Annotated in this window: 27 protein-coding genes; 7 read left to right on the forward strand and 20 right to left on the reverse strand. The window is 69.6% G+C overall.

Annotated elements, in window-relative coordinates; all coding sequences use genetic code 11:
- The 12 genes from ligD to KR541_RS33830 all read right to left on the reverse strand — a co-directional run bounded on the left by ligD (position 1) and on the right by KR541_RS33830 (position 10,734).
- A complete protein-coding gene (gene ligD / locus KR541_RS33775) occupies positions 1-2,811 on the reverse strand; it encodes a DNA ligase D (RefSeq protein ID WP_216090135.1) in 2,811 nt (936 codons plus the stop codon).
- 57 nt (positions 2,812-2,868) lie between these two features.
- Positions 2,869-3,900 carry a non-homologous end joining protein Ku gene (gene ku / locus KR541_RS33780; RefSeq protein WP_089490342.1) on the reverse strand — a complete coding sequence of 344 codons (1,032 nt, stop codon included), beginning with the start codon at positions 3,898-3,900 and terminating at the stop codon, positions 2,869-2,871.
- Positions 3,901-4,012: 112 nt separating this feature from the next.
- Positions 4,013-6,118, reverse strand: a complete 2,106-nt coding sequence (katE, locus tag KR541_RS33785; protein ID WP_089490341.1) for a catalase HPII — start codon at positions 6,116-6,118, stop codon at positions 4,013-4,015.
- Positions 6,119-6,245: 127 nt separating this feature from the next.
- Positions 6,246-6,632, reverse strand: a complete 387-nt coding sequence (locus KR541_RS33790) for a DUF3022 domain-containing protein (RefSeq protein WP_124555902.1) — start codon at positions 6,630-6,632, stop codon at positions 6,246-6,248.
- Positions 6,629-6,790: a DUF1328 family protein gene (locus KR541_RS33795; RefSeq protein WP_006498332.1), complete on the reverse strand. Its 162-nt coding sequence runs from the start codon at positions 6,788-6,790 to the stop codon at positions 6,629-6,631. The genes KR541_RS33790 and KR541_RS33795 overlap by 4 nt, the downstream gene beginning before the upstream one ends.
- A gap of 46 nt (positions 6,791-6,836) precedes the next feature.
- On the reverse strand, positions 6,837-7,025 hold the full coding sequence (locus tag KR541_RS33800) for a DUF3008 family protein (RefSeq protein WP_006498333.1): 189 nt from the start codon (positions 7,023-7,025) through the stop codon (positions 6,837-6,839).
- Between the two features lie 71 nt (positions 7,026-7,096).
- A complete protein-coding gene (locus KR541_RS33805) occupies positions 7,097-8,530 on the reverse strand; it encodes an RNA polymerase factor sigma-54 (protein ID WP_050013982.1) in 1,434 nt (477 codons plus the stop codon).
- Between the two features lie 229 nt (positions 8,531-8,759).
- Positions 8,760-9,269, reverse strand: a complete 510-nt coding sequence (locus KR541_RS33810) for a ferritin-like domain-containing protein (RefSeq protein WP_124631013.1) — start codon at positions 9,267-9,269, stop codon at positions 8,760-8,762.
- A 51-nt stretch (positions 9,270-9,320) separates the two neighbouring features.
- The gene (locus KR541_RS33815; RefSeq protein ID WP_089490337.1) at positions 9,321-9,626 is read right to left on the reverse strand and encodes a hypothetical protein; all 306 of its coding nucleotides are present in this window, start codon (positions 9,624-9,626) and stop codon (positions 9,321-9,323) included.
- Positions 9,627-9,679: 53 nt separating this feature from the next.
- Positions 9,680-9,991, reverse strand: a complete 312-nt coding sequence (locus KR541_RS33820) for a hypothetical protein (RefSeq protein ID WP_089490336.1) — start codon at positions 9,989-9,991, stop codon at positions 9,680-9,682.
- Positions 9,988-10,230 carry a hypothetical protein gene (locus KR541_RS33825; RefSeq protein ID WP_425542641.1) on the reverse strand — a complete coding sequence of 81 codons (243 nt, stop codon included), beginning with the start codon at positions 10,228-10,230 and terminating at the stop codon, positions 9,988-9,990. Before KR541_RS33825 ends, KR541_RS33820 begins: the two co-directional genes overlap by 4 nt.
- 198 nt (positions 10,231-10,428) lie before the next feature.
- Entirely contained in the window at positions 10,429-10,734 is a 306-nt protein-coding gene (locus tag KR541_RS33830) for a hypothetical protein (RefSeq protein ID WP_027805702.1), read from the reverse strand.
- A gap of 167 nt (positions 10,735-10,901) precedes the next feature.
- Here KR541_RS33830 and KR541_RS33835 point away from each other — a divergent pair, with 167 nt between their 5' ends.
- The 3 genes from KR541_RS33835 to KR541_RS33845 all read left to right on the forward strand — a co-directional run bounded on the left by KR541_RS33835 (position 10,902) and on the right by KR541_RS33845 (position 12,249).
- On the forward strand, positions 10,902-11,156 hold the full coding sequence (locus tag KR541_RS33835; RefSeq protein WP_124638211.1) for a hypothetical protein: 255 nt from the start codon (positions 10,902-10,904) through the stop codon (positions 11,154-11,156).
- An 87-nt stretch (positions 11,157-11,243) separates the two neighbouring features.
- Positions 11,244-11,675: a CBS domain-containing protein gene (locus KR541_RS33840; RefSeq protein ID WP_058903681.1), complete on the forward strand. Its 432-nt coding sequence runs from the start codon at positions 11,244-11,246 to the stop codon at positions 11,673-11,675.
- A 91-nt stretch (positions 11,676-11,766) separates the two neighbouring features.
- On the forward strand, positions 11,767-12,249 hold the full coding sequence (locus KR541_RS33845) for a PRC-barrel domain-containing protein (protein WP_124631014.1): 483 nt from the start codon (positions 11,767-11,769) through the stop codon (positions 12,247-12,249).
- 130 nt (positions 12,250-12,379) lie between these two features.
- Here KR541_RS33845 and KR541_RS33850 read toward each other — a convergent pair whose 3' ends face one another.
- Entirely contained in the window at positions 12,380-12,859 is a 480-nt protein-coding gene (locus tag KR541_RS33850) for a response regulator (RefSeq protein ID WP_089490333.1), read from the reverse strand.
- 233 nt (positions 12,860-13,092) lie between these two features.
- On the opposite strand from KR541_RS33850, the gene KR541_RS33855 reads away from it, so the two are divergent.
- Entirely contained in the window at positions 13,093-13,806 is a 714-nt protein-coding gene (locus KR541_RS33855; protein ID WP_252996711.1) for a UdgX family uracil-DNA binding protein, read from the forward strand.
- The gene (locus tag KR541_RS33860) at positions 13,803-15,107 is read left to right on the forward strand and encodes an NRAMP family divalent metal transporter (RefSeq protein WP_124631017.1); all 1,305 of its coding nucleotides are present in this window, start codon (positions 13,803-13,805) and stop codon (positions 15,105-15,107) included. Before KR541_RS33855 ends, KR541_RS33860 begins: the two co-directional genes overlap by 4 nt.
- Positions 15,108-15,205: 98 nt before the next feature.
- On the opposite strand, the gene KR541_RS33865 is transcribed toward KR541_RS33860, so the two are convergent.
- From KR541_RS33865 to KR541_RS33895, 7 genes are all read right to left on the reverse strand, one after another.
- The gene (locus KR541_RS33865) at positions 15,206-15,817 is read right to left on the reverse strand and encodes a DUF892 family protein (RefSeq protein ID WP_050013992.1); all 612 of its coding nucleotides are present in this window, start codon (positions 15,815-15,817) and stop codon (positions 15,206-15,208) included.
- A 58-nt stretch (positions 15,818-15,875) separates the two neighbouring features.
- Entirely contained in the window at positions 15,876-16,490 is a 615-nt protein-coding gene (locus KR541_RS33870) for a DUF4142 domain-containing protein (RefSeq protein WP_216090137.1), read from the reverse strand.
- Positions 16,491-16,523: 33 nt separating this feature from the next.
- Positions 16,524-17,381, reverse strand: a complete 858-nt coding sequence (locus tag KR541_RS33875) for an SDR family oxidoreductase (protein WP_050013994.1) — start codon at positions 17,379-17,381, stop codon at positions 16,524-16,526.
- Positions 17,382-17,508: 127 nt separating this feature from the next.
- Positions 17,509-18,075, reverse strand: coding sequence for a hypothetical protein (locus KR541_RS33880; RefSeq protein ID WP_050013995.1), 567 nt, complete (start codon positions 18,073-18,075; stop codon positions 17,509-17,511).
- A gap of 61 nt (positions 18,076-18,136) precedes the next feature.
- A complete protein-coding gene (locus tag KR541_RS33885) occupies positions 18,137-18,436 on the reverse strand; it encodes a DUF2795 domain-containing protein (RefSeq protein ID WP_089490329.1) in 300 nt (99 codons plus the stop codon).
- A gap of 27 nt (positions 18,437-18,463) precedes the next feature.
- A complete protein-coding gene (locus tag KR541_RS33890) occupies positions 18,464-19,492 on the reverse strand; it encodes an SDR family oxidoreductase (RefSeq protein ID WP_050013996.1) in 1,029 nt (342 codons plus the stop codon).
- 30 nt (positions 19,493-19,522) lie between these two features.
- Complete coding sequence (locus KR541_RS33895) at positions 19,523-19,924, reverse strand: BON domain-containing protein (RefSeq protein ID WP_089490472.1); 402 nt, start codon at positions 19,922-19,924, stop codon at positions 19,523-19,525.
- Between the two features lie 244 nt (positions 19,925-20,168).
- On the opposite strand from KR541_RS33895, the gene KR541_RS33900 reads away from it, so the two are divergent.
- Together KR541_RS33900 and KR541_RS33905 are read left to right on the forward strand one after the other, a co-directional pair.
- Positions 20,169-21,488: a glycosyltransferase family 4 protein gene (locus KR541_RS33900; protein WP_204384577.1), complete on the forward strand. Its 1,320-nt coding sequence runs from the start codon at positions 20,169-20,171 to the stop codon at positions 21,486-21,488.
- Complete coding sequence (locus KR541_RS33905; protein ID WP_089490328.1) at positions 21,488-22,534, forward strand: UDP-glucuronic acid decarboxylase family protein; 1,047 nt, start codon at positions 21,488-21,490, stop codon at positions 22,532-22,534. The genes KR541_RS33900 and KR541_RS33905 overlap by 1 nt, the downstream gene beginning before the upstream one ends.
- The last annotated feature ends 11 nt before the right edge of the window (positions 22,535-22,545 follow it).

Below are 22,545 nucleotides of genomic sequence, written 5' to 3' on the forward strand. Positions count from 1 at the left end.
TCACGCACCGGCGTCGAGCCGCGCCCGCATCGCCGCGGTGATGCGCTGGCGCGTCCTCGCATAGCCTTCCCACGGGTCGCGCTTCAGCGTGTCCAGCCGCTCGTGCAGCGTATCGATCGTCCATTGCGCGCCGCCCGTCGTGTCGGGTACCTCGTCCCAGTCGAGCGGCACCGACACGCCCATGCCGGGCCGCGCCCGCACCGAATACGCGGCGATCGTGCTCGCGCCGCGCCCGTTGCGCAGATAGTCGACGAAGATCTTGCCGCGCCGGTGGCGCGGCCCCATCGTCGCGGTGAAACGGTCGGGCAGCGTGCCGGCGACGTGCTGCGCGACCGCGCGCGAAAAGTCCTTCACGTCGTCCCAGCCCGCATGCCGCGTGAGCGGCACGACGACGTGCAGCCCCTTGCCGCCGCTCGTCTTGCAGAACGACACGAGCCCCAGTTCGTCGAGCAGCCCGCGCACGAGTTGCGCGGCGTCGATCATCGTGCGCCACGGCAGCGCCGGGTCGGGATCGAGGTCGAACACGATGCGGTCCGGCCGCTCGATGTTCGACGCGTGCGCGTTCCACGTGTGCAGCTCGACCGTGCCCATCTGCGCGGCGCCGAGCAGCGCATCGACGCTGTCGATCGACAGCAGCGGCCCGTGGCCGGGATCGAGCCCTTCGTGCTGCGTGACGAACGGGATCTCGCGGCGCTCCGCGTGCTTCTGGAAGAACAGCTCGCCGGCGATGTCGCCCGGCGCGCGCACGAGCGATACGGGCCGGCCTTTCAGGTCGGCGAGCAGCCACGGCGCGACCCACTGCCAGTAACGCGCGAGATCGATCTTGCGCGTGCCGCTTTGCGGGTCGAGCACGCGCTCGGGATGCGTGATGCGCACGCGGCCGAGCGTGTCGGGGCCGGACGCGTCGCCTTCGGCGCGGGCGGCTGCACGAGAACGTGACGGGCGCTTGCGATCGGCGGTGTCGTGAGCGGCAGGCGATGCGCGCTTGCGTGTGTCGTCGTGCGGGGTCTGGCGTTGATCCATCGTCACCTCCGTTTCCGTGTGTTTCGGCATTTCGCGGACGATCTGCTCCGCCGGCTTGTCGTCGCGCAGCGCGATGAACGCGGCCTGTCGCACGATCCCGTCGCCGGTCCATTCCGCGAATTCGCATTCGGCGACGAGCGTCGGCTCGACCCAGTGCACGCGCGTGCGCGTGCGTTCGCGCGGCGGCGCATCGAACGGCATCGTGTCGCGTTCGTGCTTGCGCAGGATCGCGGCGAGACGGTCGAGCATCCGCGCGTCGAAGCCGGTGCCGACGCGGCCGACGTAGCGCAGCGGCGTCGGCCCGCGCCGCCGTTTGCCGGCCGGCGCCGGTTCGTGCACGCCGAGCAGCAGCGCGCCGAAGCCGTGCCGGCTGCCGGACGGCTCCGTAAAGCCGCCGATCACGAACTCCTGCCGACGTCGGCATTTGAGCTTGATCCACGCAGGCGAACGGCCGGCGCGGTAGCGCGACTCCGCACGCTTGCCGATCAGCCCTTCGAGGCCGGTGTCGCACGCGCTCGCGATCAGCGACGCGACGTCTTCGCCGAGATCGGGCGAAAAGCGCACGCGCGCCGGGTCGCTGCTCGCGAGCAGCGGTTCGAGCAGCGCGCGACGCGCGGTGAGCGGCGCGTCGCGCAGGTCGTATCCGTCGAGATAAGGCAGATCGAATACGAAGAAGGTGACCGTGTCCGAGCGGTCCGCGCCGAACGCGTTCTGCAGCGCCTGGAAATCGGGCAAGCCGTTCTCGCCGAGCACGACGGCCTCGCCGTCGAGCCATGCGTCGTCGACGTCGAGCGCCGCGAGCGCGTCGCGCTGCGCGCGCAGCTTCGCGGTCCAGTCGCGGCCTTCGCGCGTCGTCAGCGTGACGCGCCGGCGAGCGCCCTTCCCCGCGATGCGCGCGAGGATCCGATAGCCGTCGAACTTCAGTTCGTAGCACCAGCCGCCGTGGGTCGGCGGCGCGTCGACCAGCGTCGCGAGTTGCGGGCCGACGCGCTCCGGCAGCGGCGCACGCACCGCGCCTTCGACCTGCGACGGATCGGCGGGGCGGGGGCTTTCGTGGCTTTCATGGCTGGCGTCACTGGCGTGGCGCGCGTCATGTCCATCGCCGGCGTCACCCGTCGATCGACCGCGCCGAGCCGCGCGCTTGCGCGCCGCGCCGTTCGACGCGCCGGCGTGCACACTCCCCGGCCGCTCGCCGACGACGTCGAATTCATCGGCGCTGCGGGCGTCGTCGTCGCGCTCCTTGATCAGCAGCCACTGCTCCTGGCGCCCTTCCTGCCGCCCGCTGCGCACGAGCGCCCAGCCGCCGTGCAGCTTCTCGCCGTCGAGCCGGAACGACAGCTTGCCGGCCCGATAGCCTTCGCGTGCCCGCGCAACGCCGCCGTCCGGCGTCCACGTGCCCTCGTCCCAGACGACGACCGACCCCGCACCGTAATGCCCGGCCGGAATCTCGCCTTCGAACGACGCGTATTCGAGCGGATGGTCCTCGACGTGCACCGCGAGCCGCTTCACCTGCGGATCGAAGCTCGGCCCCTTCGGCACGGCCCACGACTTCAGCGTGCCGTCGAGTTCGAGCCGGAAGTCGTAGTGCAGCCGGCGCGCGTGGTGCTCCTGGATCACGAAGCGCAGCGGATGGCTTGCGCGCGCGGCAGGCTTCGCCTTCGGCTTCGTGCCCGCTTTCGTGTCGCCCTTCGCATCGGCCTTCGTGCGCCGCTTCCCGTGCGCGCCTTCGGGCTCGGGCGTTGCGCCGAAATGGCGCTTGCGGCGATACGGATCGAGCTTGCCGGCCATCGCGTCACCTCGTCGGAATCGGAGTCGAAATCGAAATCGGAGTCGGCGTGATCGGCGTCACGCCGCGTGCTTGCGGCGCGCGGCGGTCTTCTTCGCCGCATGGTCGCTCGCGGCGCCGCGTTTCGCGGCGGTCTTCTTCGCCGCGGTTTGGGTTGCCGCGGTTTTCGTCGTCGTGCCTTTCGATGCGGATTTCGAAGGCGGCTTGCGGCGCGCGCCGCCCCGCGACGATGACGATGACGCCTCGTCCTCCCCTTCGTCGCGCGCTCCACGCAGATCCGCCGCCCGCGCACCGGCGCCGCCCTTCAGGCTGCGCTTCAGCAACTCGGTGAGATCGACGACGTTGCTCGCCGCGCGGCCGGTCTGCGCGGGCCGATCCTCGATCTCCTCGATCTTGCCCGCACGCACCTTGCGCTCGACCAGTTCGAGGATGTCGTCGCGAAACGTGTCGTGATATTCGTCGGGCGTCCAGGTGCCGGACATGTCGTCGATCAGCTTCTTCGCCATCCCGAGCTCGCGCGCGGTGACGCCCGCGCCCTTCGCGTCGGCGGCCGGCACCGACAGTTCGTCGAGCGGCCGCAGTTCTTCCTGCCAGCGCAGCGTGTCGAGCGCGAGTATCGGCCCGACCGGAATCAGCGCGCCCAGATGCTGGCGGTCGCGCATCACCACGAGCGCGATGCCGATCTTGCCGCTGTCCTTCAGCGCGTCGCGCAGCAGCGTATAGACCTTCTCGCCCTTGCGGTCCGGCACCAGGTAGTACGGCGTGTCGAGATAGAGGAACGACACGGCGTCCTCGTCGACGAAGGTCAGGATGTCGACGGTCTGCGTCGATTCCGGATTCGCCGCGCGGATCTCGTCGTCGGTGAGCACGACGTAGCGCTCCTTCTCGTACTCGTAGCCGCGCACGATGTCCTCGCGCGTGACTTCCTTGCCGGTGCGCTTGTTGATCTGCCGATAGCCGATCGGGTCCATCGAGCGCTTGTCGAGCATCCGGAACGACGGCTTCACGGTGCGCGTCGCCGGAAACAGCTGCACGGGCACGTGCACGAGCCCGAAGCTGATCGCGCCTTTCCATATCATCCGCGGTGCCATGCGTGTTCCTCCTTGCCGAATGCGCGCCCGCCCGAAGGCAGGCGCGCGGTACGGCGCAAACCGCTGTCGGCCGCTTCTGGCCGCTTTCGGCCGCTTCTGGCCGCTTTCGGCCCTATGCCGGCAGCTCCGCCGCCTGCTGTTCGCGCGCCCAGACGCGATGCTGGCCGAGGTGATCCGACAGCGTGTTCAGGACCTTGTCCATATCGACGGGCTGCCCGACGCACACGCCCTCGGCCGGGTCCGGCAGGTGCGCGGCGCTGAGCAGTTGCCGCCCCGAGCCGACGGCCGCGATCGGCTTCAGGTGCTTGAACGCCTCGCGCACGAAATGGCGGGCCTCGGCGCTATGCGCGAGATCGCGGCCATCGCCGTCGCCGCCGCACACGAATACCGCGTCGAACATCACCGACGGCATGCCGACCAGTGTCGCCTCCGGCACGATGCCGCCGATCGGCGCGAGCGTCGGCGCGACGATCGTCGGCACCGCGTGCGCGGCGAGCAACGCGTCGCGCACCTGCTCGACCAGCACCTGATTCACGCCGGGCGTCGCGATCAGCGCGATCTTGCGCGAGCGGATGCCGGGCTTCGCGCGGCCGATCAGGCTCAGCGCCGGCGAACGCTGCGCGACGACCGGCGTCGCGCCCGCCTGCGGCGCAGGCAGTCCGAGCCGTTCGGCGACCTGCGCGGCGAGCCCCGCGTCGAAGCGCGCGATGATCTCGTTGACCACGCGCTCGCGAATGTGCGGCTGCGTCACCTTGCCGAGCTCGAAGCAGTACGCGTCGCGGATATGCCGCTGCTCGATGTCGGTCATGCTCTGGTAGAACAGCGCGGCCTGCGAGAAATGGTCGGCAAACGATTCGCTGCGCACGCGCACCTTGTGGCCTTCGAGCGGCTCGGGCACGGTCTCGAACCCGCCGCCGGACGGCGCCGGCGGCGTCTCGCGCGGCCAGCCGCCGCTCGTCGAATTCGGCTCGTACGACGCCTGCCCGACGTTGATCGTCTGCCGATGCATCGCGTCGCGCTGGTTGTTCGCGAACGGGCACACCGGCCGGTTGATCGGAATCTCGTGGAAGTTCGGACCGCCGAGCCGGCTCAGTTGCGTGTCCGTGTACGAGAACAGCCGCCCCTGCAGCAGCGGGTCGTTCGTGAAATCGATCCCCGGCACCACGTGGCCCGGGTGAAACGCGACCTGCTCGGTCTCCGCGAAAAAGTTGTCGGGGTTGCGATTCAGCGTCATCCGGCCGATCGGCCGCACCGGCACGAGCTCTTCCGGCACGAGCTTGGTCGGGTCCAGCAGGTCGAAGTCGAATTTGTCCGCATCGGCCGGGTCGATCATCTGCACGCCGAGTTCGAACGCCGGATAGTCGCCGCGCTCGATCGCGGTCCACAGGTCGCGCCGGTTGAAATCCGGATCGTGGCCGGCGATCCGCTGCGCCTCGTCCCACAGCAGCGAATACGCGCCGCTCACGGGCCTCCAGTGGAATTTCACGAAACGCTCGACGCCGGCCGCGTTCACGAAGCGGAACGTGTGCACGCCGAAGCCGTCCATCGCGCGATAGCTCGCGGGCAGCGCACGGTCCGACATCAGCCACAGCACCATGTGCGTCGTTTCCGGCACCAGCGACACGAAATCCCAAAAGGTGTCGTGCGCGGACGCGCCGGTCGGCATCTCGTTCGGCGCCTCGGGCTTCACCGCATGCACGAAGTCGGGAAACTTGATCGCGTCCTGGATGAAGAACACCGGCATGTTGTTGCCGACGAGGTCGTAGTTGCCTTCCTCGGTATAGAACTTCACCGCGAAGCCGCGCACGTCGCGCACGGTGTCGGACGAGCCGCGCGGCCCCTGCACGGTCGAGAAGCGCACGTAGACCGGCGTTTCGGCGGCCGGGTCCTGCAGGAACGCGGCCTTCGTGTAGTCGGCCATCGGTTCGTACACGCGGAACACGCCATGCGCGGCCGAGCCGCGCGCATGCACCACCCGCTCCGGAATGCGCTCGTGATCGAAATGCGTGATCTTTTCGCGCATGATGAAGTCTTCGAGCAGCGACGGCCCGCGCGCGCCGCCGCGCAGCGTGTTCTGGTTATCGGCGATCCGCACGCCCTGGTTGGTCCGCAGCGCCTCGCCGTCGGGCCGCGCACGGTGCTCGTCGAGCTGACGCGACTTCGCGCTGTCGTGCGGTTGCGTCGGGGGCGTCTTGCCGGCGGATGGGGGAGTCGTCATCGTCAGGTATCCTCTTGGAATTCGGTAGGAAGCCGCTGCCGCACGGCGCCGCGCCGCGGCGCGCGCGTGCGAACGGCAGGGAAAGCCGGCCCGGCGTGCCGCGAACGGCCGCGGGCCGGTGGCGGCGTCAGGGCGCGCGCAGCGCCGCGTCGAATTCCGCGGCCGTCACGTCGAGCGCGACGTTGCATTCGATCGCGGCGTCCTCGACGCGCGGCTTGTGCTCGTCCACCGCGCGCCGCGCACGGTCGCACAGCTGCGTGCGCACGCGCAGCCGGTCGGCCGTGTCGAGCGTCGCGTAGCGTTCGATCACGTCCGCGTCGAACCGCATGTCGACCGTGCAGCGCCATTCGCGCGCGTCCTCGTCGGACGGCACGCGCACCCACGACACGTGGATCGTCAGCCGCCCGGACGCGTCGTCCGCATGCACGACGACGGTCGACTGCGACGGAAAACCGATCGCGAACGCGTGCTCGAGTTCCGCGACGCGCTGCGACCGGTCGGGCATCACGTTCATCGTCGCACGACGCCCAGCAGCAACGTGACCAGGAAGATCACGACGAAGATGTAGAACAGGATCTTCGCGATCTCGGCCGCACCGGCCGCGATGCCGCCGAAGCCGAACACGGCGGCAATGATCGCGATGACGAAGAAGATGATGGCGTATCGAAGCATGGAACCCTCCTGGATGACTGCAGTCGTCACTAAACGTCGGCGCCGATCACGCATCGTGCTTGTGTTTCGGTTTGCCGTGCGTGGGTGTGGAAGCCATTTTCTCGAGCTCCTTCTCGCTCATCGACTTGGCCATCGATTTCGACGGCGGCTTCAGGTCCTTCATTTTCGTGTCACCGCGCTTGGCCGACAGCGCGGCCCCGGCGGCGCGCTGCTGAGCCTGGGATTTGGCTGGCATGGTTGCGCTCCTCTCGTTGGCGCGCGAGCCGACGCGACGCGCGGCACGCGCGGGTTGGAACAATGAGGCCGTCACGCGGCGTCGCGACGCCGCAGGTCGGCCGGCGGAATCTTCATCGCTTGGCGATACTTGGTCACCGTGCGACGCGCAAGAAGAATGCCGCGGCCCGCGAGGTTCTCCGCGAGCGCGACGTCGGACAGCGGGTCGGTATGCCGCTCGGCCGCGATCATGTCGCGAATCAGCACCTTCGCGGCCGACGCCGAACACACGCCCTTGCCGGCCGCCTCGAGCTTGCGCGGGAAGAAATGCTTGAACTCGAACGTGCCGTGCGGCGTGGCCATGTACTTGTTGCCGGTCGCGCGGGAGACGGTCGATTCGTGCAGGTCGAGCTCTTCCGCGATGTCGCGCAGCACGAGCGGCTTCATCGCGATCTCGCCGTAGCGGAAGAAATCGCGCTGACGCGCGACGATGCATTCGCCCACGCGCTGGATCGTGTCGAAGCGCTTCTGCACGTTGCGGATCAGCCAGCGCGCTTCCTGCAACTGCTGGCCGAGCGGCGAATCGCGTTCGCCGCTCGACTGCGCGAACAGCGTCGCATAGCGCTCGTGCAAGCGGGCGCGCGGCAGCACGGCTGGATTGATCGTCACGATCCATTCGTCGCGCACCTGGCGCACGATCACGTCGGGCACCACGTAGTCGCCGCGCGTGCTGCCGTAGTGATTGCCGGGGCGCGGATCGAGCCCGCGCACCAGCGCGCAGGCCGCCTGCAGCGTGTGCGCGTTGCAGCCGAGGCGCCGCTGGATCTCGGCCGTCTCGCGGCGCGCGAGCCGCTCCAGATGCTCGCGTGCGATCGCCTTCGCTTCCGCGAGCGCCGGCGTGCCGGCCGGAATCGCGTCGAGCTGCAGCACCAGGCACTCGGACAACGAGCGGGCCGCGATGCCCGGCCGGTCGAGCATCTGCACGAGCCGCAGCGCGACCGCCAGATCCTGCTCCGACAGCAGCAAGGCCGGATCGGCGGCGACCAGCAGTTCGGCCAGCTCCTGACGCAGATAGCCGTCGTCGTCCAGCGCATCGATCACGAGGCGCGCGGCTTCGCGGTCGCGCCGGTTGAGCGGATAGAGTCGCAGCGCATCGTGCAGCTGCTGATGCAGCGACGGCTCGGCGGCCATCCATTCGCCCGGCGACAGGCCGTCCGCGTCGTCGCCCTGACGGCTCGTGCCGCGCGGCGCGGGCGCGGCCGTAAACGGCACCTCGCCGTCCGGCGGCCGGATGTCGTCGCGCTCGGGCGCCGCGTCGGGCACCGCCGCTTCGGGCGGCTGCTCGGGGGTCGCCGCAGCGGTTTCGTCGTCGCTCTGGCCGTCTTCCAGAAACGGGTTCATGTCGAGCGCCTGGCGCAATTCCTGTTGAAACTCGAGCGAGGACAACTGAAGCAGTCGCAGCGACTGCTGGAGCCTCGGCGTAAGTGCCAGATGCTGTCGCATCTGCAGCGCAAGCGAGACGGGCATCGAAAGCCTCCTGACGTGGGGTTCGCGGGTTCGCGGTATGTCTTCTCCCGGACGTCATGCAGCTTCCATGCCAGTCGCGCGAAGCGCGCTGCGACGCGGCTCTCGCCGGTTCGCGCCCCGTTTCGCCGCGTGCGAGAGCCGCTTTTTTACAAGCCGGGGGCAAGTTAGGGGGCACGTATTTCGCTCGCGGGAGACGACGCACGCCGGAAGCGGCTCGGCGGCCGCGCGGCTATCGTTTCGCGTCGATGCGGTCGACCGCCGAACGGTCGAGAAACGCGGTCGTCAACTCGGGCAGATGGCGCAGCAGCCACGCAGCCATGTCGCGCTCCTGCTGCAGGATCCGCTCGCAACATGCGCGGATTTCGTCTTCGCCCGCAGCATGCGCGGCCGCGACGAGCACCGTGTAGGCGGCGATCTCGAGCTGCGAGAACGCGTAAGCGGCGAGCGCCGTCTTCACGACTTCGTCGTCCGCGAGCATGCCGCTCGCGACCTGCCCGTACGCGGCGACGCGCGCGGCGAGATCCTTGGTCGCCGACGGCGACGTGCCGAGCCGCATCAGGCACGCTTCGACGAGCGCCTGCTGGCCGAGCGTGGCGTCGAGATGCAGCCGCAGCCGGTCCTGCAGTTGCGGATAGTGGTCGACCCGCTTCATCTGCGCATCGATCATCGTCTCGGCCTGGCGCTCCATCGCGTACGCATCGCGCAGCCAGTCCTCCAGGTGCTCATGCTGATTCGCCATCGCGTTCCTCCGGCCGCATCGCGGTGCGGCATGCCGTGACGCGTCGTGTCGTCAGTACTGCATCGGCGGCGGCGTGCCCGGCAGCGGCCGGTCGCTCTGCGTGCCGTTCGGGCCCGGCGGCGGCACGTCTGCCGGTACGTCGACGGTCGTGCCCGGCGGCATCGTGTTGCCCGGCGACGGACGCGTGTCGTAGCGCGTGTTCGCGTCCGGCATCGTCGTGGTCGACTGCGCGCCGCGCCCGTCGGGCGGCGCGGGCGGCGCCGCATGCGTGCCGTACGGGCCGCTGGCCGGTTGCGTGCATGCGCCCAGCGCGCACGCCGCGGCGAACGCACAGGCTATCGTCTGGATCGTGTTCATCGAGTCCTCCTCCCTGGAATCGACGGCTCCGGGCTACACCGTGGCGGCACGGCTCAGAGCCGGTTGAAATGGAAATCGCCCGCGTACGCGGTCGGTGCGCGGCGCGCCATCATCGTGTCGAATTCGGCCGCGACGCGCGTGAGCGTGCCGCGTTGCCGGTCGATGTCGGCCCGTTCGAGCGCGCCGAACGCATCGGCGTCGAACGTCACGGTCAGCGACGCCGGATGGCCGTCGACGCGAAAGCCGATATGCAATGCGCCGGCCGGGTGCTCCTCGACGTGGAACGGCATCGCGCGCGCCTCGAAATGGCGGCCGAGCGTTTCGGCGAGGTCGCGCAGCATGCCGGGTTTCACGCGGATGCTCATTGCAGTCCCTCCCTTCGTCTCGGCGGCATCGCGCCCGCCGGCCGTGCACGCACCGGGGGCTCCGGCGACGGCGGATCGCGTTCCGGCGGCGCATGCCCCGGCGGATCGCCCTCCGGTTCCCGGTACGGTTCGGGCATGTCCGGCGGCACGTCGTCGGGATCGGGCGGCGCAGGGTCCGGCTCGATGTCGGGCAACGGCGGTTCGGGCCGTTGCAGCCACTGCGCAGATTCGTGTGTCATCGGCATTCATTCCCTCGTTGCGGGTTCGGGTCGGGATCGGCGCGACGCGCCGCGTACCGAAGATTCGCAAGCCGCGTGCCATCCGTTCGGGTGGCCGCACGCGGGGGGTCCGGCGGGGATCGATACGCAGTCGCGCGGTCCGGCGCGGCTCGCCGTGCCTTCGCTACACCGCTCGCTGCAAATCTTGCAAGCACGCCGCTACGCGTCGTACGCGGCCATCACGAGCCACAGCTCGCGGCCGTCGTCGCGCACGCGCGCAGCAAGCGCATACGGATCCGACGGCTCGCACGCGCGCTGCAGCGCGAAGCGCGCGGGTTCGGTCGCGCCGAACGTCTCGTCGCCGAGCGGCCGCACGTCGGCCTTGCCTTCGAACATCCGGCGCTCGGGCCGGTAGATCAGCGGTTCGTGTTTCCACGTATCGAAATGGCTTTTCACCGAATCGAATCCGCCGCCGCATACATTGATTTCGTAGCGCACCCCTGGTCGTCGTTTCGGAATCGTCATCGTGCCTCCCGCTCGATGTGCGCGCAGCAGGCACCCTGTTGCGCCGTGTCGTCATGGTCGTCGTCGTGGTCGTCGCTGTCGCAGCGGCAAGTCGCGTGCCGTGCGTGCGGAGCGGGAACGCCGGTTGCGCCAGAGGCGGCTCCTCGTCACCCATACGGAGCACCGCCATGAAGGATTCGACCCGGCACGGCCAAGACGCACCGGCGCGCGAGCGGCAGCCCGACCCGCACCCCCCGCTGAAGGACCAGGACCACACGCGCACGCGCCATTCGGAGCGCCATATCGACAAGCAGCTCGAGGACACGTTTCCGGCCAGCGACCCGCCCGCGACCGGCGGCGTCACGCGCATCGAGCCCGACACGCCGCCCGGCACGCACGACGGCGGGCCGTGGGACGACAAGCGCAAACGCGACGACAAGTGACGAGACGAGCCGCGTGCACGGCACGCGGTTTGCTGGATCGCAACAGCCGCATCGGCACATTGCTTCAACACCCGCAAGGAGAATTTCATGCATCGCGTCAACGAAATCATGTCGCAGGACGTCGTGCGGATCGCCCCGACCGACTCGATCCGTCACGCCGCCCAACTGATGGAGCGCTACGACATCGGCGCGCTGCCCGTGTGCGACAACAACCGGCTGATCGGGATGGTGACGGACCGCGACCTCGCGGTGCGCGCGATCTCGGCCGGCAAGCCGCCGGAGACGCGGATCCACGAGGTCGCGTCCGGCCCGATCGAATGGTGCTTCGACGACGATTCGCTGGACGAGATCCAGCACTACATGGCCGACGCGCAACTGCGCCGGCTGCCCGTCGTCGATCACGACAAGCGACTGGTCGGCATGCTGTCGCTCGCCGACATCGCGACGCGCACGGCCAGCCCCGAGCGCGACGACGTCGCGAACACGCTGGAAGGCGTGTCGCAACCGAAGCAGACGTGACGGAGCGATTCCCGCTTCGCCTCGACAACCCGCGCGACCCGCAGGGCCCGCCCCCGGGCACGGTCGCGCCCCACGCAGCCAGGAGGAAACCATGCAGACTTCCGATCAAGGTCAGACCCGCATCATCGGCAAGGGCGCCGCGACGGCGGCCGGCCCCGGCCCCGACGTGATGGCGGCCGATACGCTGGAAGGCGACAAGGTCTACACGACCGACGGCGACGATGTCGGCAAGATCAAGGACATCATGCTCGACGTGCGCTCGGGCCGCATCGCGTACGCGGTGCTGTCGAGCGGCGGCATCCTCGGCATCGGCGACAAGCTGCACGCGATCCCGTGGAACGCGCTGACGCTCGACACCGAACGCAAGTGCTTCCTGCTGTCGGTTTCGTCCGAGCGGATTCGCAATGCGCCGGGGTTCGACAAGGACCACTGGCCGGCGATGGCCGACCCGCAATGGGCCGAGCCGCTGCACGAGTTCTACGGGAGCACCCCGTACTGGAGTGCCGGCGACGAACTCGGGCTGACCGACCCGACCGAGGATCTCGACGATCCGCGCACGCGCGGCCGTCACTGACCGTCCCGTGACGCGCGTCGGTTCGCCGGCGCCTGCGTTCCGCATTCGTTCGACACGCCCCGCTCGCGCGGGGCGTTTTTTTGTCCTCGCGCCGCGGCGCGGGCGGCGCGTCCGGCACCCGCCAGCCTTTTTACAAGGAGCGTGTAACGTCCTCGTCCGGCGTCACGGCGCCGCCGCTCGCCGATTCGAGGTAGCCCAGCAGCCGGTGCGGCGTCAGCGGCTTCGCGCAGTGCGCGTCGAAGCCGGCTTCCTTCGCCCGTTCGCAATCGCGCCGCGACGCGAGCCCGCTGCACGCGACCAGCAGCATGTCCGACGTTTGCGGATCGCCGCGCAGCCGCGCCGCGAGCTGCAGCCCGTCGAGGCCCGGCATCGCGATGTCGAGCACGACCGCGAATGGCTGCCAGTCGCGCGCGACGTCGCACACGGCGAACGGGTCGTCGGCGACGCGGCACTCGAAGCCGCGCGCCTCCAGCAGCAGGCGCAGCGCATCCGCCGCATCGCGATAGTCGTCGACGACCAGCACGCGGCGCGGACGGCGCGGCACGCTGTCGGGTGCGCGCCACAGCAGCACGTCGTCGGCGGCCGGATCGTCGCCGGGGTCGGGTTGCATCGTGCTTCTCCTGTCGTTGGACCGGCTTGCCCCGCAAGGCGCGCGCCCATACCGACTGCATGCGGCATGCCGGTTGCTGCATCTTTCGCATCGTCGACCCAGGAGTCCTTCATGCGCGCGATGCGGCTTCAAGCGTCCGGTTTGCGTCCCTCTGCGCGTGCGACCGCGCGCGCGCCGGCATGTTCCGCGCGATCGCGGCGCGCCGCTGTTTCGGCCTGCGCCGGAGGCGCCGCATGACCCGTAAGGCACCCGACCGTCCGAAGTCGACGTCGACGCCGAAACCGACGGCGACGGCGACGGCGACGGCGACGGCGACGGCGACCGACGACGATGCGCCGTCCACGCTCGACGCGTGCCGCCGCTGCGCGCTGTGGGAACACGCGACGCAACCGGTGCCGGGTGCCGGCCCCGTCGACGCGCCGATCATGCTGGTCGGCGAACAGCCGGGCGACCAGGAGGACCGCACGGGCCTGCCGTTCGTCGGCCCGGCCGGCCGCATGCTCGACCGCGCACTCGACGAAGCGGGGATCGAACGCTCGCACGTCTACCTGACGAACGCGGTCAAGCATTTCAAATGGGAACCGCGCGGCAAGCGGCGGCTGCACAAGACGCCGGCGCAGCGCGAAGTGGCCGCGTGCCATTACTGGCTCGAGCGCGAGCTCGAAGCCATCCAGCCGCGCGTGGTGGTCGCGCTCGGCGCGACGGCGCTGCGCGCGGTGCTGCAGGACAACGACGCGACGCTGGAGCGCACGCGCGCCCCGGTACGCACCGCCGACGGCCGGCTCGTCGTCGCGACCTATCACCCGTCGTACGTGCTGCGCACGCGCGGCGCCGATTCCCGCGAACACGCGTACCGCACGCTGGTCGATGCGTTGCGCACCGCGTCGCGCCTCGCACGCGAGCGGCGGCACGGCGGCGCTCGCCCGTCGCACGGGGACGCCGGATGAGCGGACTGGACGAAGACGCGCGGCCGGCAGTCGACGCGCCGCCGACCGCCGCGAAACCGTGGTATCGGCGGCTCGGCCCCGGCCTGCTCGCGGGCGCGTCCGACGCCGATCCGAGCAACGTCGCCGTCTACGCGCAGGCCGGCAGCCAGTTCGGTTTCAACATGCTGTGGATGATCGTCGTCACGCTGCCGATGATGGTCGCCGTGCAACTCGCGGCGGCGTTCATCGGGCGACGCAATCGCGAAGGGCTCGTGGCCGGCATCCGCGAACACTTCTCCGATCGCCTCGCGAAAACGCTGATCGTGATGGTCGTGATCGTCAACGTCGTGAACGTCGGCGCCGATCTCGCGGCGATGGGCGATGCGACGGCGCTCGTCGTCGGCGGCCGCAGCTACTGGTATGCGCCGCTCTACGGCCTGGCGTCGCTCGCGCTGCAGGTGCTGCTGTCGTATGAGCGCTACGCGCGCTGGCTCAAATGGATGACGCTCGGCCTGCTCGCGTACGTGATCGAACTCGGCTTCGTGCACGTCGACTGGAGCAACCTGCTGCATGCGATCGCGCTGCCGCACATTTCGTTCACGCACGACTATGCGACGACCGCGGTCGCGGTGCTCGGCACGACGCTGAGCCCCTATCTGTTCGTGTGGCAGGCCGCGCTCGAGGTCGAGGAAACCCAGGCGGAGCGCCGCAACGGCGATGCGTCGTGCGCACCGGGCGCGCGCCGCGAGACCGAGCAGCGCGTCACGTTCGATACGTGGAGCGGCATGATCGTCACCAACGCGGTGTCGTTCTGCATCATGGTGATCGGCGCGGCCGTGTTCTTCGCGCACGGCCGGCACGACATCGGCAGCACCGCGCAGGCCGCCGAGGCGCTGCGGCCGATCGCCGGCGAAGCCGCGTTCCTGGTGTTCGCGTTCGGCATCGTCGGCTGCGGGCTGCTCGCGATTCCGGCATTCGCGGGCAGCGCCGCCTACGGTTGCGCGGAAGCGTGGCGGTTCCGCGAAGGGCTGAACGAGCCGGTGCGGCGCGCGCCCGCGTTCTACACGGTGCTGGCGCTGTGCGTGATCGTCGGCATCGCGATCTGCTTCAGCCCGATCGACCCGATCCGCGCGTTGTACTGGAGCGCCGTGCTCAACGGCGTCGCGGCGGTGCCGATGCTCGTGTTCGTGATGCTGCTGTCGCAGAAGCGCGATGCGGCCGGCCAGCCCGGCAGCGGCCCGGTATCGAAACTGCTGGGCTGGCTGGCGGTCGCGCTGATGGCGGTGTCCGTGATGACGATGATCGTCGACGTGCTGACGTGACGCATTCAGGCGGGACGCGCAGACGGTTGCGTACGCAACCGGATGAACCGGCAAGCGGGCGGCGGCGCCCGCGACGCCGCCACCCGCCCGCCCGGGCATTACATCATCTTGCCGCGCGAACGCTCGGCACGCGCCGCATCGGCGGCGGACTCCACCTTCTTCACTTCCTCCGGCGGCGGCAGCACCGCCTTGAAGCCCATCGACTCGATCCACATCTCGCGCGCCCAGCCCCGCGTGTGATACAGGTGATGATCCTCGTCGGCCTCCACCTCGTCGTGCGCGGCCTTCAGCGCCTTCGCCGCATCGCTGTCGGGCAGTTGGTCGGCCGCATAGCCGATCAGCTCCCAGTTCAGGTGGTCCTTGGTTTCGGCCAGCACCACGCACTCGGCCGCGACGACCTGCGCGACGGCCGGATCGGCCTGCTTCTTCGCCTGCTCGATCACCCGCACCAGCGACTCGCCGGTCGCCGCCACCGCGGCGCGCCCCGGCGATTGCGCGTCGGGATCGAGGCCGAGCGTGGCGAATACCTTGCGCAGCACCTCCTGGTGATGCATCGTCTCGCGATGGTACTTCTCCCATTCCTTGTGCAGGTCCTCGTCGGTCGCGCACTGGAGCGCGGCCTCGTAGATCTTCGCGCCGCCAAGCTCGGTTTCGTATGCCTGGCAGAGCAGTTCGAGGATACCTTCGTGCTTCGATTGCCGTTGGGCCATGACTGCTTCTCCGAAAAAGCGGGCCGCACGTGCGGCCCAGGGTGGAACCGGGCGCGCGTTATTGCGCGCCCACCTTGCGTGCGAGCGTCTGCGCCATGCTCAGGTGATGCTTGAGCGTCGGCAGCGTGGACTTCGCGAATGCGCGCAGCTGCGCGTCCTTGCCGTCGCGCGCTTCGTCTTCGAACAACGCAATCGCCTTCTTGTGCGCGTCGGGGCCGGCCGCCGCGAGATACGCGGTATCGAAGTCGTGCCCGCTCTTGCCGCGCAGCGCCTCGACGTCCGGATCCGAGATCTGGTCGACCTGCGGCTTCATGCCCTTGCGCGCGGCAAGTTCGGTGAGCTTCGCGTTCGCCTTGCCGTGATCCGCGACCATCCGTTTCGCGAACGCCCGCACGTCCGCCGACTGCGCCTGCTTCAGCGCGAGCTGGCTCGCCTGCACTTCCGCCTTGCCGGCCATCGCGGCCTTGTCGATGAACTCCGCGTCGACGCCCTTCGGCGCTTTGGCGATGCCGGGGTCGCCTGCGCCGCCCGCGCCCGACGACGGGTTGATCACGCCGCCCGGCACGTGCGAATTCGACGCGGGCGGCTCGCTCGGCATCTGCGCGCGGGCGAGCCCCGATACGGCGAGCACGCCGGCGGCGAACGCCGCGATCGTCCAGTGGGGTTGTCTCATTGCTTTCTCCTTGTGCTTGCGTGGAAACGGCCATCAGCCGCCGACGATCGAGCCGCCGTTCGGATGCAGTGTCTGCCCGGTCATGTAACTCGCGCCTTCCGACGCGAGCAGCACGTAGCAGCCGATCAGTTCGTCCGGCTGGCCCGGCCGCTTGAGCGGCACGTTCGAGCCGAATTTCGCGACCTGCTCGGGCGTGAACGTCGACGGAATCAGCGGCGTCCAGATCGGCCCCGGCGCGACCGCGTTCACGCGGATGTCGCGTTCGGCCAGCTCGATCGACAGCGACCGCGTGAATGCGACGATCGCGCCCTTGGTCGCCGAGTAGTCGGGCAGTTTCGGGCTGCCGTGATACGCGGTGACCGACGCGGTATTGACGATGCGGCCGCCCTGCTTCATGTGCGGCAGCGCGGCCTGCGTGCAGAAGAACATCCCGTACACGTTCGTGCGGAACGTGCGTTCGAGCTGCTCCTCGGACACGTCCTCGATGCCCGGCTGCGGATGCTGCTCGCCCGCATTGTTGACGAGCACGTCGAGCCGGCCGAGCCGCTCGACCGTGCGCGCGACCGCGTCGCGCGCCTGCTTGCGATCGCCGACGTCGCAGGCGATCGCCTCGCAGCGCCGGCCGGCCTGCTCGATCAACCGCTTCGTATGCGCGGCGTCGTCGGATTCCTTCAGGTAGACGATCGCGACGTCCGCGCCCTCCTTCGCGAAACCGATCGCGACGGCGCGGCCGATCCCGCTGTCGCCGCCCGTCACCAGCGCGACCTTGCCCGCGAGCTTGCCGCTGCCGACGTAGTCGGCCGCTTCGTCGCGCGGCTTCGGCTGCATGTCGCGTTCGGTGCCCGGCTGCTGCGCCTGTTTCTGCGGCGGTGGAGTCTGTGCGGTGGTCATGGATTCCTCCTTGAACGGATGCCGCCGATGCTGCGCAAGCGGCGTGCCACGTGCCGCGCACGCCGGCCCGCACGCGGCGGCCGGGGGGTGGCGGTTGGCGTTGCAAGCGTCTGGAAAAAGGGCGTATTCAGCGCGGGACGCGGGACGCGGCTTCGTCGGGCCGGCGTACCGGATCGAAATCGCGCCATTCGCCGTCCCGCCAGTCGCCTTCGACGCGCTCGATCGACTTCGCGCCGGTCGCGCGCAGCACGTCTTCGGCGGCCGTTGCGGTGTCAGGCGTCACGCGCGCGGCGAGGATCACGCCCGTTTCGCTCTGCGCGAGCGTGCCCTTGCCTTCGGCCTGCTCGCCGCGCATCCGGCCGAGCGCGCCGCCGAATGCGCCGAGATACGCGCCGGCCAGCGCGGCGGCGGCCGGCACGAACCAGTAGCGCAGGCCGAGCGCATACACGATCAATCCGATCACGACGCCGATCAGCAGCCCACGCATCGCGCCGACCATCGCGCCGCGCCCGCCCGGCTTCGCCGCCGTGTCGGCGTACACGTCGCCGCCGATCGGGAAGCGCGCGTGCTGGCCGCCGGGGTTCAGGAAGAAGATCGACACGTCGTCGGGCCCGAATGCGCGCTCGTAGAGGTGACGCGCCCCACCTTCCGCTTCATCGAACGTCGTGAAACGGCCTGCGACGATCATCGCCATGGTCGTGCTCCTCATGATGGGTGCGCCGCGCGCGCACGCACGCGGCGCGACGGGGCGACGCTTACATCAGCCGCCCGAGTTCCTTCGATACCGATGCCGGCGTGTCGTATTCGCGCTCGGGAATCTGGCGCAGCATGTCGAGCACCTCGCGGTCCGCATGCGAGCGTTCCGCGCACTGCACGACGTCCGACTTGCTCGCCGGATAGTCCATCCCCTTCAGCGCCTTCTGCACGTCGACCGGGCTCGGCGGCTTGCCGTGGCCGGACTGATGGCCGCCCTTGTCGTGGTCCTGCTGCGTGCGCTCGCCTTCGTGCGCGCGCGAGTGGCTGTATTCGTGGCCCGTATGTTGTCGGGATGTCATGAAAGCCTCCTTGGAAAATGAACGAAATCACGCGGACGACCGGCGCGCCCGCGCGAATGCGGCAAACACCAGCGCCGCCGCGCCGAGCGCGACCGCGCCGGCGACCTTCGGGCGCTGCACCACCGAGTTGTACGCACAGCTGCGCAGCACCGGCCCTTCCATGCCTTCGCGCTCGTGCAGCGCATGGCGCGAGTCGTACAGCGCGTTGTCGTCGCGCGGCCGCGCGGGCCGCACCGTGCGCTGGCCGCGCGAGAACAGCGTGGCCGCGACGCGATCGAACAGCCGCGGCGCGTGATACGCGCTCGCCGACGTGAACTTGGCCGCGCCGCCGACGAACAGCGTGCGGCGCGGATGCGCGGCCGCGAACAGGACCGCGTCGGCGACCAGATCGGGGTCGTAGATCGGCGGCGGCAGCTTCGCCTCGACGTTCATGTAGTTTTTCGCATGCATCACGAACATCGTGTCCATCGCGGCCGGCTTGATCAGCGTGACGGACACCGGCAGGTGGTCGGCTTCCATCTCGAGCCGCAGCGAATCGGTGAAGCCCTTCACCGCGTGCTTCGACGCGACGTACGCGCTTTGCAGCGGCAGCGGCGCGTCGGACGCCTCGCTGCCCATGTTGATGATGGCGCCGCCGTGGAAATCGCTCTTGCGCCGGAAATGGTCGGCCGCGACGAGCGAGCCGTGCACGACGCCCCAGTAGTTGGTGTCGAACAGCCGGCGCTGATCCTCGAGCGGCACCTGGGCGGCCGTGCCGAAGATCGACACGCCCGCGTTGTTCACCCAGGTGTCGAAGCCGCCGTACGTGTCGGCCGCCGCCGCGGCCGCGCGCTGCAGATCCTCGATGTTGCCGACGTCGCCGGCGACCGGCACCGCGAGCCCGCCGTGCTGGCGGATTTCCTCGCACAGCGTGTTCAGCGCGTCCTCGTTGCGCGCGAACAGCACGAGCTTCGCGCCGCGCCGTGCCGCCTTGCGCGCGGTGACGAGACCGATGCCGCTCGTCGCGCCGGTGATCACGATCGCCTGTTCGCCGACCGGTTTGAGCATGCAGTTCATCACTGGACTCCTGTTACGGTCGCGTCGCGATTATTTGGGCCGGATGGTCAACTGGTCGCGCACGTCCTGCACGCCGTCGATCTGCTTCACGACGCTGACGGCCTGCGTGCGCTGCTGCTCGTCGGGCACGCTGCCGGTGAGCGTCACGGTGCCGTGCCGCGTCTTCACGTGGATGTCGCCGGTCGACAGGCCGCTCGTGCCGGTCAGCTCGGCCTTCGCCTTGGTGGTGATCGTCGCGTCGCGGATCTTCGTGCCGGTGCTCGAATGCGACGACGTCGACGACGATGCAGTGCCGTCGTCGCCGGCGGCGACCGCGTTCGGCGCGACCACCATGCACGCGGTGGCCGCGGCGATCGCGACCGCCATGCCGGTGCGCAGCGCGCGCTGACGACGGATGCGCGGCGGGTGGGCTTGCAGCTGGAATACCTTCATCGTGACCTCCTTTTCATCGGGCCGGGCGAACCGGCGAGTGAGCGGAAGTCGCGCAAATCGCGTGCCGCGCCGCGTGCGCCGCATGCCTGCGCGCCATCGCGATCAGACGCCCTTTCATCCAACGCGTTGTAATTTTTTCGGCACGGGGAGAAGCGGTTTTCCCCGCCATGCGGCGGGCATGCCGATTGCCGAGGGACCGATAACGGCGGCCCGTGTGCGCGGCCCCGATATCGGGAGCAATACCATGCAGAGAATCGCGTTGATCAGTGAACATGCATCGCCGCTGGGCGTGATCGGCGGCGTCGATGCCGGCGGTCAGAACATCTATGTCGCGAACGTCGCGAAGCAGCTCGCGGAGCGCGGCCTCGACGTCGACGTCTACACGCGCTGCGACAATCCCCATTTGCCGGAAGTGGTGTCGATCGGCGCGCGCATGCGTGTGATCCACGTGCCGGCCGGGCCGCCGACCGACGTGCCCAAGGAGCGGCTGCTGCCGTACATGGGCGCATTCGCGCAATACATGATCGCGCGCATGCGGCGCGAGCCCGACCCCGTCGACGTGATGCACGCGAACTTCTTCATGTCCGGCGAAGCCGGGCTGCGCGTGAAAAAAGCGCTCGGCATCCCGCTCGTCACGACGTTCCATGCGCTCGGGCGCGTGCGGCGGCTGCACCAGGGCACGGCCGACGGCTTCCCCGACGCGCGCTTCGCGATCGAGGACACGCTCGCGCGCCGCTCGGACCGCCTGATCGCCGAATGCCCGCAGGATGCGCTCGACCTGACGACGCACTATCGCGCCGACACCGCGCGCATCGAGATCGTGCCGTGCGGCTTCGATGCGCGGGAATTCCGGCCGGTGCCGCGCGTCGATGCGCGCGCGCGGCTGGGCTGGCCGCAGGACGCATTCGTCATACTGCAACTGGGCCGCCTCGTGCCGCGCAAGGGCATCGACACCGTGATCGACGCGCTCGCGCGCATGCCGCGCGATCCGCAACGGCCGACGCACCTGTACGTCGTCGGCGGCAGCCAGCCGACGCCCGACCCCGCGCGCGATCCGGAACTCGCGCGGCTCGCCGCCTTCGCGCACGAACTCGGGATCGCGAACCGCGTGACCTTCGTCGGCCGGCGCGATCGCGACGCGCTGCACCTGTACTACAGCGCGGCCGACGTGTTCGTGACGACGCCGTGGTACGAGCCGTTCGGCATCACGCCGGTCGAGGCGATGGCGTGCGCGGCGCCGGTGATCGGCAGCGACGTCGGCGGCATCCGCACGACGGTCGACGACGGCACGACCGGCTATCTCGTGCCGCCGCGCGACCCGGCCGCGCTGGCCGCGCGCCTCGTGCAACTGCGGGCGCAGCCGGACCTGTGCGCGGCGCTCGGCCGTGCCGGCTACCTGCGCGCGCATCGCTTCTACACGTGGCAAGGCGTCGCCGACCGCCTCGTCGACATCTACCGCGACGTCGCCCACGCGCAGCGCGCCGGCACGTCGGCCGGCACCGGCCGGCGCACGCCGGTCGCCACCACGCGAGGCGTGTTCGCACACCGCAAGGAGAATACGTAATGAAGGGCTACGATCGAAAACGCGTGCTCGTCACCGGCGGCGCCGGCTTTCTGGGTTCGCATCTGTGCGAGCGCCTGGTGACGGACGGGCACGACGTACTGTGCGTCGACAATTTCTACACGGGCGCGAAGGACAACATCGCGCACCTGCTCGATGCGCCGAACTTCGAGCTGATGCGGCACGACGTGACGTTTCCGCTCTACGTCGAGGTCGACGAGATCTACAACCTCGCGTGTCCGGCGTCGCCCGTCCACTACCAGCGCGACCCCGTGCAGACGACGAAGACCAGCGTGCACGGCGCGATCAACCTGCTCGGTCTCGCGAAACGCGTGAAGGCGCGGATTTTACAGGCGTCGACGAGCGAGGTGTACGGCGACCCCGACGTCCACCCGCAGGACGAGCACTATTGCGGCCGGGTCAATCCGACCGGCATTCGCGCGTGCTACGACGAAGGCAAGCGCTGCGCGGAAACGCTGTTCTCGGACTATCACCGCCAGTATGGCGTCGACGTGCGGATCGCGCGGATCTTCAATACCTACGGGCCGCGCATGCATCCGGCCGACGGGCGCGTGGTGTCGAACTTCGTCACGCAGGCGCTCGCGGAACAGCCGCTGACCGTCTATGGCGACGGCAAGCAGACGCGCTCGTTCTGCTACGTGGACGACATGATCGACGCGCTGATCCGGCTGATGGACGAACCGGGCGACGCGAGCGAGCCGGTCAATCTCGGCAGCGACGTCGAGATCGCGATGATCGACGTCGCGCGCGAAGTCGTGCGGATCGTCGGCGCGAACGTGCCGATCGAGTTCCGGCCGCTGCCGTCCGACGATCCGCGCCAGCGGCGGCCGAATCTGGCCGCCGCGCAGAAGCGGCTCGGCTGGCGCGCGACGACGACGTTCGCGAACGGGCTCGCGCACACCGCGCGCTACTTCATTCAACGCCAGGTCACGCACCACGCGCCCGGCGACCTGGTGCGCAGCACGCGCATCGCGTCGCATCTGCTCGCGCAGGTCCACACGCAGAACCGGCCGGCGCCGACCACGTGACGCGACCCGAC

This window comes from Burkholderia sola, assembly GCF_905400185.1.
Lineage (GTDB): Bacteria > Pseudomonadota > Gammaproteobacteria > Burkholderiales > Burkholderiaceae > Burkholderia > Burkholderia sola.

Coding starts and splice junctions, on each gene's coding strand:
- ligD (WP_216090135.1), bottom strand. CDS start 2,811: ATGGCCGGCAAGCTCGATCCGTATCGCCGCAAGCGCCATTTCGGCGCA.
- ku (WP_089490342.1), bottom strand. CDS start 3,900: ATGGCACCGCGGATGATATGGAAAGGCGCGATCAGCTTCGGGCTCGTG.
- katE (WP_089490341.1), bottom strand. CDS start 6,118: ATGACGACTCCCCCATCCGCCGGCAAGACGCCCCCGACGCAACCGCAC.
- KR541_RS33790 (WP_124555902.1), bottom strand. CDS start 6,632: ATGAACGTGATGCCCGACCGGTCGCAGCGCGTCGCGGAACTCGAGCAC.
- KR541_RS33795 (WP_006498332.1), bottom strand. CDS start 6,790: ATGCTTCGATACGCCATCATCTTCTTCGTCATCGCGATCATTGCCGCC.
- KR541_RS33800 (WP_006498333.1), bottom strand. CDS start 7,025: ATGCCAGCCAAATCCCAGGCTCAGCAGCGCGCCGCCGGGGCCGCGCTG.
- KR541_RS33805 (WP_050013982.1), bottom strand. CDS start 8,530: ATGCCCGTCTCGCTTGCGCTGCAGATGCGACAGCATCTGGCACTTACG.
- KR541_RS33810 (WP_124631013.1), bottom strand. CDS start 9,269: ATGGCGAATCAGCATGAGCACCTGGAGGACTGGCTGCGCGATGCGTAC.
- KR541_RS33815 (WP_089490337.1), bottom strand. CDS start 9,626: ATGAACACGATCCAGACGATAGCCTGTGCGTTCGCCGCGGCGTGCGCG.
- KR541_RS33820 (WP_089490336.1), bottom strand. CDS start 9,991: ATGAGCATCCGCGTGAAACCCGGCATGCTGCGCGACCTCGCCGAAACG.
- KR541_RS33825 (WP_425542641.1), bottom strand. CDS start 10,230: ATGACACACGAATCTGCGCAGTGGCTGCAACGGCCCGAACCGCCGTTG.
- KR541_RS33830 (WP_027805702.1), bottom strand. CDS start 10,734: ATGACGATTCCGAAACGACGACCAGGGGTGCGCTACGAAATCAATGTA.
- KR541_RS33835 (WP_124638211.1), top strand. CDS start 10,902: ATGAAGGATTCGACCCGGCACGGCCAAGACGCACCGGCGCGCGAGCGG.
- KR541_RS33840 (WP_058903681.1), top strand. CDS start 11,244: ATGCATCGCGTCAACGAAATCATGTCGCAGGACGTCGTGCGGATCGCC.
- KR541_RS33845 (WP_124631014.1), top strand. CDS start 11,767: ATGCAGACTTCCGATCAAGGTCAGACCCGCATCATCGGCAAGGGCGCC.
- KR541_RS33850 (WP_089490333.1), bottom strand. CDS start 12,859: ATGCAACCCGACCCCGGCGACGATCCGGCCGCCGACGACGTGCTGCTG.
- KR541_RS33855 (WP_252996711.1), top strand. CDS start 13,093: ATGACCCGTAAGGCACCCGACCGTCCGAAGTCGACGTCGACGCCGAAA.
- KR541_RS33860 (WP_124631017.1), top strand. CDS start 13,803: ATGAGCGGACTGGACGAAGACGCGCGGCCGGCAGTCGACGCGCCGCCG.
- KR541_RS33865 (WP_050013992.1), bottom strand. CDS start 15,817: ATGGCCCAACGGCAATCGAAGCACGAAGGTATCCTCGAACTGCTCTGC.
- KR541_RS33870 (WP_216090137.1), bottom strand. CDS start 16,490: ATGAGACAACCCCACTGGACGATCGCGGCGTTCGCCGCCGGCGTGCTC.
- KR541_RS33875 (WP_050013994.1), bottom strand. CDS start 17,381: ATGACCACCGCACAGACTCCACCGCCGCAGAAACAGGCGCAGCAGCCG.
- KR541_RS33880 (WP_050013995.1), bottom strand. CDS start 18,075: ATGGCGATGATCGTCGCAGGCCGTTTCACGACGTTCGATGAAGCGGAA.
- KR541_RS33885 (WP_089490329.1), bottom strand. CDS start 18,436: ATGACATCCCGACAACATACGGGCCACGAATACAGCCACTCGCGCGCG.
- KR541_RS33890 (WP_050013996.1), bottom strand. CDS start 19,492: ATGAACTGCATGCTCAAACCGGTCGGCGAACAGGCGATCGTGATCACC.
- KR541_RS33895 (WP_089490472.1), bottom strand. CDS start 19,924: ATGAAGGTATTCCAGCTGCAAGCCCACCCGCCGCGCATCCGTCGTCAG.
- KR541_RS33900 (WP_204384577.1), top strand. CDS start 20,169: ATGCAGAGAATCGCGTTGATCAGTGAACATGCATCGCCGCTGGGCGTG.
- KR541_RS33905 (WP_089490328.1), top strand. CDS start 21,488: ATGAAGGGCTACGATCGAAAACGCGTGCTCGTCACCGGCGGCGCCGGC.